General features: G+C 68.4%; 12 protein-coding genes and 1 pseudogene. 3 read left to right on the top strand and 10 right to left on the bottom strand.

Annotated elements, in window-relative coordinates:
* Positions 1-45: 45 nt before the first annotated feature.
* The 5 genes from A5753_RS11340 to A5753_RS11360 all read right to left on the bottom strand — a co-directional run bounded on the left by A5753_RS11340 (position 46) and on the right by A5753_RS11360 (position 5,120).
* The gene (locus A5753_RS11340) at positions 46-1,308 is read right to left on the bottom strand and encodes an acyl-CoA dehydrogenase family protein (protein WP_067127213.1); all 1,263 of its coding nucleotides are present in this window, start codon (positions 1,306-1,308) and stop codon (positions 46-48) included.
* A 7-nt stretch (positions 1,309-1,315) separates the two neighbouring features.
* Positions 1,316-2,518, bottom strand: a complete 1,203-nt coding sequence (locus A5753_RS11345) for a lipid-transfer protein (protein WP_067127216.1) — start codon at positions 2,516-2,518, stop codon at positions 1,316-1,318.
* Between the two features lie 72 nt (positions 2,519-2,590).
* A complete protein-coding gene (gene truB, locus A5753_RS11350) occupies positions 2,591-3,487 on the bottom strand; it encodes a tRNA pseudouridine(55) synthase TruB (protein WP_067127219.1) in 897 nt (298 codons plus the stop codon).
* Complete coding sequence (locus A5753_RS11355; protein ID WP_067127223.1) at positions 3,484-4,164, bottom strand: 4'-phosphopantetheinyl transferase; 681 nt, start codon at positions 4,162-4,164, stop codon at positions 3,484-3,486. Before A5753_RS11355 ends, truB begins: the two co-directional genes overlap by 4 nt.
* Positions 4,161-5,120: a metallophosphoesterase gene (locus tag A5753_RS11360; protein WP_197694665.1), complete on the bottom strand. Its 960-nt coding sequence runs from the start codon at positions 5,118-5,120 to the stop codon at positions 4,161-4,163. The genes A5753_RS11355 and A5753_RS11360 overlap by 4 nt, the downstream gene beginning before the upstream one ends.
* Before the next feature lie 176 nt (positions 5,121-5,296).
* Here A5753_RS11360 and A5753_RS11365 point away from each other — a divergent pair, with 176 nt between their 5' ends.
* Positions 5,297-5,884 carry a DUF3558 domain-containing protein gene (locus tag A5753_RS11365; RefSeq protein ID WP_067127229.1) on the top strand — a complete coding sequence of 196 codons (588 nt, stop codon included), beginning with the start codon at positions 5,297-5,299 and terminating at the stop codon, positions 5,882-5,884.
* 27 nt (positions 5,885-5,911) lie between these two features.
* On the opposite strand, the gene A5753_RS11370 is transcribed toward A5753_RS11365, so the two are convergent.
* Both A5753_RS11370 and A5753_RS11375 read right to left on the bottom strand, forming a co-directional pair.
* Positions 5,912-6,484 carry a DUF1802 family protein gene (locus tag A5753_RS11370; protein WP_067127231.1) on the bottom strand — a complete coding sequence of 191 codons (573 nt, stop codon included), beginning with the start codon at positions 6,482-6,484 and terminating at the stop codon, positions 5,912-5,914.
* Positions 6,481-6,750 (bottom strand): DUF2277 domain-containing protein, encoded by a 270-nt coding sequence (locus A5753_RS11375; RefSeq protein ID WP_067127332.1) that lies wholly within the window; start codon positions 6,748-6,750, stop codon positions 6,481-6,483. Before A5753_RS11375 ends, A5753_RS11370 begins: the two co-directional genes overlap by 4 nt.
* Positions 6,751-6,852: 102 nt before the next feature.
* Between A5753_RS11375 and A5753_RS11380 the strand changes: the two genes are divergently transcribed.
* Together A5753_RS11380 and A5753_RS11385 are read left to right on the top strand one after the other, a co-directional pair.
* On the top strand, positions 6,853-7,602 hold the full coding sequence (locus tag A5753_RS11380; protein ID WP_067127235.1) for an enoyl-CoA hydratase: 750 nt from the start codon (positions 6,853-6,855) through the stop codon (positions 7,600-7,602).
* Positions 7,603-7,659: 57 nt separating this feature from the next.
* The gene (locus tag A5753_RS11385) at positions 7,660-8,241 is read left to right on the top strand and encodes a hypothetical protein (RefSeq protein ID WP_067127238.1); all 582 of its coding nucleotides are present in this window, start codon (positions 7,660-7,662) and stop codon (positions 8,239-8,241) included.
* Here A5753_RS11385 and A5753_RS11390 read toward each other — a convergent pair.
* The 3 genes and pseudogenes from A5753_RS11390 to infB all read right to left on the bottom strand — a co-directional run.
* Complete coding sequence (locus tag A5753_RS11390; protein WP_067127241.1) at positions 8,238-9,245, bottom strand: bifunctional oligoribonuclease/PAP phosphatase NrnA; 1,008 nt, start codon at positions 9,243-9,245, stop codon at positions 8,238-8,240. The two genes, A5753_RS11385 and A5753_RS11390, sit on opposite strands and share 4 nt — an antisense overlap.
* Positions 9,231-9,708 (bottom strand): annotated as a pseudogene (gene rbfA, locus A5753_RS11395) (30S ribosome-binding factor RbfA); the annotation flags it as partial. The pseudogene rbfA and the gene A5753_RS11390, both read right to left, overlap by 15 nt.
* 100 nt (positions 9,709-9,808) lie before the next feature.
* A partial coding sequence (gene infB / locus A5753_RS11400; RefSeq protein WP_082971277.1) for a translation initiation factor IF-2 occupies positions 9,809-11,918 on the bottom strand: 2,110 nt, incomplete at its 5' end.

Genomic DNA, 11,918 nt, shown 5'->3' on the forward strand with positions numbered 1-11,918 from the left:
TCTCGCCCTCAGTGCACGTTCGACGACCCGGTTGGCCCAGCGAACTCAGTTGGCCAGCAGACCCTTGGCGATGTGGGTGACCTGAACCTCGTTGCTACCCGCGTAGATCATCAGTGACTTGGCGTCGCGGGCCAGCTGCTCCACCCGGTACTCGGCCATGTAGCCGTTGCCGCCGAACAGCTGCACGGCCTCCATCGCCACCTCGGTGGCGGCCTCCGACGAATACAGCTTGATCGCCGAGGCCTCGGCAAGTGTCAGCGGCTTGCCGGCCTGTTGTCGCTCGATGGTGTGAAAGACCATGTTCTGCACGTTCATTCGGGCAATCTCCATCTTGGCCAGCTTGAGCTGGATCAGCTGGAATTGCCCGATGTTCTTGCCCCACAACGTTCGGCCCTTGGCGTAATCCACGCACAGCCGGTGGCATTCGTCGATGATGCCCAGCGCCATCATCGCGATCCCGATCCGCTCGGCGGCGAAGTTGGCGCGGGCGCTGTCGCGGCCGTCGCCCTCGGCGTGCTGTTCGCTCTCGCCGAGCAGCCGGTCCGGACTCAGCCGCACGTTGTCGAAGAACAGCTCGCCGGTCGGCGAGGACATCATGCCCATCTTCTTGAACGGCTTGCCCTGCGTGAGACCCGGCATGCCGGCATCGAGCACGAAGACCAGCACCGGCCGGTTGCGCTTGTCGGCGCCGGCGTCGCCCTCGTCGAGTTTGGCGTACACAACCAGGACGTCGGCGCAGGGTCCGTTGGTGATGAAGGTCTTCTGCCCGTTGAGGAGGTAGTCCTCGCCGTCGCGCTTGACGTAGGTTTTCATGCCGCCGAATGCGTCCGAGCCCGAGTCCGGCTCCGTGATGGCCCACGCCGCAATCTTTTCCAGCGTCATCAGCTCGGGCAGCCAGCGTTCCTTCTGCGCCAGCGTCCCGCGGCTCATGATCGTCGCCGCGCCCAGGCCGAGGCTCACCGACGCGGTGCTGAGCAACCCGATGCTGACCCGGGCGATTTCGGACACCAACACCGCGACCATCGACCCCTGCGCACCGCCCCCGAAACCGCCTGATTCGTCCGGCTTCTCGTCGGGTTCTTCGTCGGACTGCTCGCCGTTCTGCTTGGCGCGCTCGCGGTCCAGCATCTTCTTAACCGACTCGGCGGCCATGGCGTCGAGGCCGAACTGGCTGAACAGCTTGCGCACGATCGGATACGGCGACATCTCGCCGGTTTCCAATTCGTCCAGATGCGGGCGAATCTCTTTGTCCACGAACTGCCGAACGGCGTTCTGGACCATCAGGTCGGTGTCGGACCACTCGATCATGGCGCCCTTAACGCTCGGCGCGCTGGTAAGCGGTGACGACGGCGGCGCCGCCCAGCCCGATGTTGTGTTGCAGTGCGGCGCTGACGTTGTCGACCTGACGCTGGTCGGCCGCCCCGCGCAGCTGCCAGGTCAGCTCCGCGCATTGCGCCAGCCCGGTCGCGCCCAGCGGGTGTCCCTTGGAGATCAGGCCGCCGGACGGGTTGACTACCCAACGACCGCCGTAGGTGGTGTCGTTGTTGTCGATCAGCTTGGGCGCCTCACCGGGACCGCACAGGCCGAGGGCCTCATAGAGCAGCAGTTCGTTCGCCGAGAAGCAGTCGTGCAGCTCGATCACCTGGAAGTCCTGCGGTCCGAGGCCGGACTGCTCGTAAACCTGTTGTGCAGCTTGAACATTCATGTCATAACCGATTAGGTTTTTCGCGCTGCCGTCGAACGTCGACGCGAAGTCGGTGGTCATGGCCTGGCCGACGATTTCCACCGCCTGGCCGGCCAACCCGTGGCTTTCGACGAAGCCTTCCGAGGCCAGGATCGCCGCGCCCGAACCGTCCGAGGTCGGCGAGCACTGCAGCTTGGTCAGCGGGTCGGAGATCATCCGCGCCGCCAGGATGTCGTCGAGCGTGTAGGACTCCTGAAACTGGGCGAACGGGTTGTTGACCGAGTGCTTGTGGTTCTTGTAACCGATCTTGGCGAAATGCTCTGCGGTGCTGCCGTATTGCCTCATGTGCTCGCGGCCGGCGGCGCCGAACATCCACGGGGCGACGGGCATCGCGAACTCGTCGATGGCGGCCATCGCCTTGACGTGCTTACCCATCGGCGATTCGCGGTCCTGGGCGCCGCCACCCAGCGAACCCGGCTGCATCTTCTCGAACCCGAGCGCGATCGCGCAGTCCACGATGCCGCCGCGGATGGCCTGCGCCGCCAGGAACAGCGCGGTCGAGCCGGTGGAGCAGTTGTTGTTGACGTTGACGACCGGGATCCCGGTCATGCCCAGCTCGTAGAGCGCCCGCTGCCCCGACGTCGAATCACCGGCGACGTAGCCGACGTAGCCCTGCTGGACCTCGCGGTAGTCGATGCCGGCGTCCGCCAGCGCATTGGTTCCCGATTCCCTGGCCATGTCGGGGTAGTCCCAGCCCTCGCGGCGGCCCGGCTTCTCGAACTTCGTCATGCCGACGCCGACGACGTAAACCTTGTTGGACGTTGTGGTGGACATTCCAGCCCCTTTCGTAGGCCGCTAGACACCTCAGTGTGCAACCTAGCCCAACCAACCGTTGGGCCGGGGCCGTTAGAGCGTCGCCGGGCGGATGACCACCACCGACTTCGTGCGCGCGCCCTCGTCACGCAGCAGCGCGATCACCCGGCCGTCGGGGTCGCAGGCCGCGTACACGCCGTCGATCCCCGCAGCCTCCAGGGGCCGCCCGTGGCCGGTCGCCTCGGCTTGCTCGGTCGACAGGTCGCGGCGCGGGAAGATCAACAGGCAGGCCTCGTCCAGGGTGAAGCTGAGCCGCGGGCGCTCTGCCAGTTCGTCGAGCGGGTAGGCCTGATCGAGCCCGAAGCGCCCGACGCGGGTGCGCCGCAACGCCGTCAGGTGCCCGCCCACCCCGAGGGCGGCGCCGACATCGCGGGCCAGGGCCCGAACGTAGGTCCCCGACGAGCAGTCGACCTCGACATCCAGGTCGACGAAGTCGTGACCGCCGGACCGGATCTCGCAGACCTCGAACCGGTCGATGCGCACCGGCCGGGCCTGCAGCTCGACTGCTTGGCCCTCGCGGGCCAGTCGGTAGGCGCGCTTGCCGTCGATCTTGATAGCGCTGACCGTCGACGGCACCTGTTCGATGTCGCCACGCAGGCCGCTCACGGCGGATTCGATCGCCTCGCTCGTCAGGTGCCGCGCCGAGACGCTGTGCACCGGTTCGCCCTCGGCGTCGTCGGTGGACGTGCTCTGGCCCAACCGGATGGTGGCGGTGTACGACTTGGCGGCCGCGGTCAACAGGCCGAGGATCTTGGTGGCGCGTTCGACGCCGATCACCAGCACACCGGTGGCCATCGGGTCCAGCGTCCCCGCGTGCCCCACCCTGCGGGTGGAGAAGATCCGGCGGCAGCGGCCGACCACGTCATGACTGGTCATCCCGGGCGGCTTGTCGACGACGACTATGCCGGGCCCGCTGGGACTTTCGCTCATAGCACGATGGCGGTGAGCACCAGGCCGCGCTCGACCGACCAGCGGCCCCTCAGCGCGGTCAGCGGCGGGCCCGACAGCGCCTCCGGATCGATCAGGATCTTGGAGACGAACACCCCGGTGGTTCCCCCATCGGGCGGGTCGAGGTCGAACACGACATGCGCGTCCTCGAAACCCAGCCACCGCTTGGTCAGCGGGAACCACGCTTTATATGTCGCCTCCTTGGCGCAGAACAGGATTCGGTCCCAATGCAGCCCCGCTGGCAAGGTGGAGATTTCGTGTCGCTCCTCTTCGAGCGCGATCGCGTTCAGCACGCCGTCGGGTAGCACGTCGTGCGGTTCGGCGTCGATGCCCACCGAGCGCACCGCGTCCGTGCGGCCCACCACCGCACCCCGATAACCCGTGCAGTGGGTGAGGCTGCCCACCACGCCGTCGGGCCAGCAGGGTTCGCCCTTCTCCCCCTTGAGGATCGGCACCGGCGGCAGGCCAAGCTCACCCAGCGCCTCCCGGGCGCAGTGCCGGACGGTGATGAACTCGTTGCGTCGCTTGGTCACCGACCTGGCGATCAGCGGCTCCTCTTCGGGCATCGGCGCGAGATCGGGTGGATCGGAGTACACCTCGGAGTAGGCCAGGCCGTCCGCCTCCGGCAGCACCGCGGAAACCAGCGAGTCCCCGGTCATCGTGATTGCCGCTGCCGCAACCGTTCCCGGAACTGCGCGGCCTGCCGTCGCATCTCGGGGGTGATCTCGAAGTGGCCGCCGAAGTCGTTGAGGTCGCCCGGCGCGTACTGCGGATCCGGCAGCACCTGACGCAGCCAGCTGGGCGGGCGGCGGCGGCGCCACTCCCGCGGGTAGCCCACCGACACTTCCTCGAATCGCACGTCGTCATACCAGGTGGTCCGCGGGATGTGCAGGTGGCCGTAGACCGAACAGACGGCGTTGTAGCGGGTGTGCCAGTCGGCGGTCTTGGTGGTTCCGCACCACAGCGAGAACTCCGGATAGAACAGCGCGTCACAGGGTTCGCGGACCAGCGGGAAGTGGTTCACCAGGACGGTCGGTGTCATCCAGTCCAGCTCTTCGAGGCGGGCACGGGTGGTCTCGATACGCTCTCGGCACCACGCCTCCCGGGTTGCGTACGGCTCCGGGGAGAGCAGGAACTCGTCGGTGGCCACCACGTTGCGCTCGCGCGCGATGGTGAGGCCTTCGGCTTTGCTCGTGGCCCCCTCGGGCAAGAAGCTGTAGTCGTAGAGCAGGAACATCGGCACGATCGTGGCCGGGCCACCTCGCTCGGTCCAGACGGGGAACGGGTGCTCGGGCGTGACCACACCCATCTCGTCGCACATGTTCACCAGGTACTCGTAGCGCGCCTTGCCGAAGACCTGCACGGGGTCGCGCGTGGTGGTCCACAGCTCGTGGTTGCCCGGCACCCAGATCACCTTCGCGAAGCGCCGTCGCAGCAGGTCAAGAGCCCAACGAATCTCGTCGGTGCGTTCGGCGACGTCGCCGGCGACGATCAGCCAGTCGTCCGGATGGGACGGATGCAGCGATTCGGTGACCGGCTTGTTGCCGAGGTGACCGGTGTGCAGGTCGGACACCGCCCACAGCGTCGGTTGCCCACCGTTGGTCGATTCCTGCACTGATGTATGCCCAGCCACGATTAACCACCCTAACGAGCCGAGCGGGATAAGCCCGTTTCGCGGGCGTCATTGCGGCGGCTGGCGGGCAAGTTAGAACAAGTTCAGGTTTGCCTGTGACGTCTCCCGCGGGACTTGTACACTCCCCCCAAAGGACCGCTGGGGCGTCAGGGGGTGTCGTGTTCGCCAATGTTCGTCTGGTGGGGGCGCTGGGTGCGCTGCTCACAGCGGCCATCGGGGGCACGGTGGGGTTGGTGACCGCCCCAAGCGGGTCGGGCGCCGCCGATCGGTCCGTCGAGCTGAAGTCGACCGCCCAGCCGATGGAAACGACCATGAAGAGCCCGATCGTGGCGACCACCGATCCACGCCCGTTCGATGCGTGCGAGGACATTCCGTTCGACGTCGTCCAGCGGCTCGGGCTGGGCTTCACGCCGCCCGAACACGAAGACGGGCTGCGCTGCCACTTCGACGCCGGCAACTATCAGATGGCCATCGAGCCCATCATCTGGCGCACCTACGAGGCCTCGCTGCCCGCCGACGCGGTCGAGACGACGATCGCGGGTCACCGCGCCGCGCAGTACTGGGTGCTCAAGCCGACCTACCACAACAGCTACTGGTTCTATTCCTGCATGGTCGTGTTCAAGACCAGCTACGGGGTGCTGCAGCAGGCGCTTTACTACTCGACCGTCTACTCCAACCCCGAGGTCGACTGCATGCAGACCAACGTGCAACGCGCCAACGACCTCGCGCCGTATTACAAGTTCTGATTCAGCCGCGCGGACCCGGGCGCGTTCTCAGCCCACTGCCGCGCGGACCCGGGCGGCGACCGCGGCCAGCGCCGCTTGATCATGAACGGGGTCATGCACCGGCGCCCCCAACGGCGGCTGCACCGGCAGCTCCACCCAGCTCTTGCAGCCGCCGTATTCCGCGGTCCGGGTGATGCGCACGGGCTCGACCAGGGGGCTCACCGACACCACCAAGACGGCCAGCTTGTGCTTGGGACGGAAGTCGAGCCGGTCGGCGCGCACCGAGTCGGCGGTCCAGATGTGCAGGTCCTCGATGGCCGCAAGACCGTCCGGGCGCTCAACGGGCACCGCCGCAACAACTTTCGCGGCGGCCCGGATCACCAACTGTTCGTCGGTGCTGTCGGCGGCGGCGGGTGTCAGCAGGTCTTGATGCTCGGCGCGCACCCGCTCGGCGTGGCTGTGCGCGACCGTGGGGAACAACAGGAATTCGCGCGCGGCCAATTCGAACCGCTTCTCCCCGATACCACCCTTGCGCAGCAACACCCGCTGGCGGCCGTCCAACAGGGCATGCACCGCGGCGCTCCACTCCTTGAGCGCGGGAACTGTTGTGGCGACGGTCATTTCGCGCCCGCCATCCGCGCCACCACCTCTGGCCGACGCAACGGCGGCACCGTCTTGGGGGGCTGGCGCCGCGGCGGCAGCTGCCCCAGCAACCGCGTCGTCGTCTCGGTGACCTCGGCAACCGCCGCCTCGAACGCATCGACATTGGCGGCCGAGGGGCGGGTGATGCCGCTGACCTTGCGCACGTATTGCCGCGCCGCCGCCGCGATTTCCTCGGCGGTCGCCGCTGGCTGCAGGCCACGCAGTTCGGTGATATTCCGGCACATCTTTTCCACGATAAGCGCTGCTCGGTGCCGCCGCTCCCCGGCGGATGCGCCGGCGGCGAGGCGGTCGCCCGACCGCGCCGGGCGACTGGCTACCGTGATGTGATGACCGACGAGATCCTGCTGATCGACACCGACGAACGAGTGCGCACCCTGACGCTGCACCGGCCACAGTCGCGCAACGCCCTGTCTTCGGCATTACGCGACCGCTTCTTCGGCGCACTGGCCGACGCCGAAACCGATGACGACGTCGACGTCGTCATCGTCACCGGCACCGACCCGGTGTTCTGCGCGGGACTCGATCTCAAGGAACTGGGTGGCTCCACGGCGCTTCCAGACATCTCGCCGCGGTGGCCCGCGCTGACCAAGCCGGTGATCGGCGCGATCAACGGCGCCGCGGTGACCGGCGGGCTGGAGCTGGCGTTGTACTGCGACATCCTGATCGCCTCGGAGAACGCCCGGTTCGCCGACACGCACGCACGGGTGGGCCTGTTGCCCACCTGGGGCCTGAGCGTGCGGTTGCCGCAGAAGGTGGGAATCGGGCTGGCCCGGCGGATGAGCATGACCGGGGACTACCTGTCCGCCGGCGACGCGCTGCGCGCCGGCCTGGTGACCGAGGTGGTGGCGCACGACCAGCTGCTTCCCGCCGCCCGGGCGGTGGCGGCGTCGATCGTCGGAAACAACCAGGACGCCGTGCGGGCGCTGCTGGCGTCCTATCACCGGATCGACGACGCGCAGACCAGCGCGGGGCTGTGGCAAGAGGCGACGGCGGCCCGGCAGTTCCGGACCAGCGGCGACGACATCGCCGCCAACCGGGAGGCCGTGCTGCAACGCGGGCGCTCGCAGGTGCGCTGACGTCACGATCTACGCAGTCCGGCCCCACCGACTGCGCCCACCCCCTACCATCAGCTGATGCATGCGGTCGTCGGAATCGCCGTGAGGATGCTGGTCGGCCTGACGCTGGCGGCCACGTCGGCGATCGCGGTGTTCGCGCCGCACGCGGGCGCGCTGCCGCCACCGGGATTTCCCAACCTCGACGCCTTCACCGCCGTCCCGGCCGACGGCTACCTGGGCGCCGGCGCGCCGGGAAGCCCACCGCGGGTCAGTTTCTCCGCCGGCCCGGCCCTGGTCTGTGACTTCTACGGCGGGCCGCCGCCCGTGCCACAACCGTCGCAGGACATCAAGTGCAAGGGCGACATGCTCGGGATGGACGACGTCCCGTTCCCCGGTGGCCGCCCACGGCCCGGCGACTGCGTCGTGGGTTCGGTGGACTTCAAGGGCCCGGGCTATCAGTTGACCCGCATGTCCTATGGCGGATGCGACGGCAACCCGGCACCGCTGCCGGCCGGCGGCAAGGCGCTGGCGTCCGGCCAGAAGTTGACCTACCTCAACGTCACCTGCGCGGTGGGGACCGACGACCTCGTCGCCTGCCTGGACACCACCAGCGGCGACCACGGGTTCGTCGTGCAGCGCTCGGGAAGCTGGGCGTTCTAGTCAAGCGCCGTGCGCAGCGACGCCACCGCGTTGTCGATCGAGCCGCTGGTGGAGTAGCCGGCCGCCAGCCGGTGCCCGCCGCCGCCGAACCCGGACGCCACCGACGCCAGGTCCACCGCGGCCTTGGCCCGCATCGAGACCGACCACTGCTGCGGCGCGATCTCCTTGAACACCGCGGCCACCTCCGCCTGTTGCGTCGTCCGCACGATGTCGACGATGCTCTCCACTTCCTCTGGGCGTGAGCCGACCCAATCCTGGTGGGCGACAACGGCATACACCAGTCCCAAGCCACCCGCGGCGTCGGGCAGCAGCCGCGCCGAGGCCAGCACCCGCGACAGCAGCGGCAGCCATCCGAACGGGTGGCTGTCCATCAGGGTCCGGCTGATCGCGGCGTTGTCGACGCCGCCGTCGACCAGCCGGGCGGCCAGCCGCAAGGCGCGCCCGCTGGCCCAGCGGAACGAGCCGGTGTCGGTCGTCAGCCCGGCGTAGATGCAGTGCGCGACGTCGGGATCGATGGGCTTGCCCCAGGCATCGAGAATGTCGGCGACCATCATCGTGGTCGAATCGGCCGACACATCAATGAAATTGGCGGTGCCGAACACATCGTTGGAGGCGTGGTGATCGATGACCAACAACTCGTCGGCCGCTACGGCCAGGCCGCTCAACGCGCCCAGCCGTTTGACGCTCGGAACGTCAACGGTGACAACCAGATCGGCGTCGCGACGCATCGCGTCCGGACTCACCAGCAGTCGACAGCCGGGCAGCGACGCCAACGACTCGGGCAGCCCCGCCGGCTCGGCGAAACTGACCTCGACGCGCTTGCCACACTTGTCCAGCACCAGCCCCAGCGCCAGCCCGGCGCCGATGGTGTCGGCGTCGGGATGCACGTGTGCGATCACCGCGACGGTGTCAGCGCCCGAGAGCAATTCGACCGCGCCGGCGGCGTCGACACGTGACGCCGCCCTGGAGCCGCCCAGCTCAGTATTCGTGTTGGTCGTCGTCACGGATACTCCCGTCGAAGCCGGGCTCCACGCCCGATCCGCTATCCCGGTATGGATCGGCCTCCCCAGCCGGCTTGGCTCCCGAACGAACCCGCGCCAGATCAGCGTCCGCGGCACGCGCACGCGCCAACAACTCGTCCATCCGCGCCACGTTGTCCGACGTGGTGTCGCGGGCGAACGTCAGCGTGGGCGTGAAGCGCACACCGGTGCCGGCCCCGACCATGGTGCGCAGCGCGCCCTTGGCCCGTTCCAGGGCGGCCGCGGCCGCTTCGTAATCCGGCTCGTCGTCCAGCGTGCGTCCCATCACCGTGTAGAACACCGTCGCATCGTGCAGATCGGCGGTCACCTTCGCGTCGACGATGGTGACCCCGTCGAGCCCGGGATCCTTGATCTCGAACTCGATCGCGGAGGCGACGATCGTGTTGATCCGCTTGGCCAAACGGCGCGCCCGGGCCGGGTCAGGCATTCGGCTTCACCGCCTTTCCCCCGCAAGCGGGTGGGGTCCCCGCGGAGCTGGGGAGTACCCCCACCTCATCACACAATCCCTTCTGCATCGCCGGCGGTGGTCAGGTGCGCTCTTTCTGGACCAACTCGTAGGACTCGATGATGTCGCCTTCTTTGAGGTCGGAGTACCCCAGCGTCATACCGCACTCGAAGCCCTCGCGGACCTCGGTCACGTCCTCCTTCTCCCGTCGCAGCGAGGTGATCGAAAGGTTGTCGGTGACCACGATGTTGTCCCGCAGCAACCGCGCCTTGGCGTTGCGGCGCACGATGCCGCTGCTGATCATGCAGCCGGCGATGATGCCGACCTTGGAGGACCGGAAGATCGCCCGAATCTCGGCGCGACCCAGCTGGCTCTCCTCGTAGATCGGCTTGAGCATGCCGCGCAGGGCCTTCTCGATCTCGTCGATCGCCTGGTAGATCACCGAGTAGTAGCGGATCTCCACACCCTCGCGGTTGGCCAGCTCGGTGGCCTTGCCCTCGGCCCGCACGTTGAAGCCGATGATCACCGCGTCCGAGGCCGACGCCAGGTTGACGTTGGTCTCGGTGATGCCACCGACACCGCGGTCGATGACGCGTAGCTCCACCTCGTCGTCGATCTGGATTCCCATCAGCGCCTCTTCCAGCGCCTCGACCGTACCGGCGTTGTCGCCCTTGAGGATCAGGTTCAGCTGGCTGGTTTCCTTCAACGCGGCATCCAGATCGTCCAGGCTGATCCGCTTGCGCGAACGTGCCGCCAGCGCGTTGCGCTTGCGCGCGCTGCGCTTGTCGGCGATCTGGCGGGCGATGCGATCCTCGTCGACCACCAGCAGGTTGTCCCCGGCGCCGGGCACCGACGTGAAGCCGATGACCTGCACCGGCCGCGACGGCAGCGCCTCATGGACGTCCTCGCCGTGCTCGTCGACCATGCGGCGAACCCGGCCGTAGGCGTCGCCGGCGACGATCGAGTCACCGACCCGCAGCGTGCCGCGCTGGATCAGCACGGTGGCCACCGGTCCGCGACCGCGGTCCAGGTGCGCCTCGATCGCCACACCCTGGGCTTCCATATCGGGGTTGGCCCGCAGGTCCAAAGCGGCGTCGGCGGTCAGCAGCACCGCCTCTTCCAGCGCCTCGATGTTGGTGCCCTGTTTGGCCGAGATGTCGACGAACATCGTGTCGCCACCGAAATCCTCTGCCACCAAACCATATTCGGTGAGCTGGCCGCGGATCTTGGCCGGGTCGGCGCCTTCCTTGTCGATCTTGTTGACCGCCACCACGATCGGCACGTCGGCAGCCTGCGCGTGGTTGATCGCCTCCACCGTCTGCGGCATGACGCCGTCGTCGGCGGCGACCACCAGGATCGCGATGTCGGTGGCCTTGGCACCGCGGGCACGCATGGCGGTGAACGCCTCGTGACCCGGGGTGTCGATGAACGTGATCGGCCGCTCGGTGCCGTCGAAGTCGACGGACACCTGGTAGGCACCGATGTGCTGGGTGATGCCGCCAGCCTCCGCCTCGCGAACGCTGGCATTCCGGATGGTGTCCAGCAGTCGGGTTTTACCGTGGTCGACGTGACCCATCACGGTCACCACCGGCGGCCGGGTCTGCAGGTCTTCCTCGCCGCCCTCGTCCTCGCCGTAGGTCAGGTCGAAGGACTCCAGCAGCTCGCGGTCCTCGTCCTCCGGGCTCACGACCTGCACGACGTAGTTCATCTCGCTGCCCAGCAGCTCGAGCGTCTCGTCGCCGACCGACTGGGTGGCCGTGACCATCTCGCCGAGGTTGAACAGCGCCTGCACCAGCGAGGCCGGGTTGGCGTTGATCTTGTCGGCGAAGTCGGAGAGCGATGCGCCGCGGGCGAGCCGGATGGTCTCGCCGTTGCCGTGCGGCAACCGCACGCCGCCGACGACGGGCGCCTGCATGTTCTCGTATTCGGCGCGTTTCGCCCGCTTCGACTTGCGGCCCCGTCGCGGCGCACCGCCGGGACGGCCGAAAGCGCCGGCGGCACCGCCGCGCTGGCCGGGACGGCCACCGCCGCCGCCACCACCGGGACGGCCACGGAAACCGCCGCCACCCCCGGGCGGGGCGCCGACTCCGCCGCCGCCGCCTCCGCGGTAGTTGCCGCCGCCTCCGTCACGACCGCCGGGACCACCGGGACGGCCACCGCCGGGCCGCGGGGGGGGGGGGGGGGCGGGGCGG

Origin of the sequence: Mycobacterium sp. 852002-51971_SCH5477799-a, assembly GCF_001667145.1 — a bacterium.
Taxonomy (GTDB): Bacteria; Actinomycetota; Actinomycetes; order Mycobacteriales; family Mycobacteriaceae; genus Mycobacterium.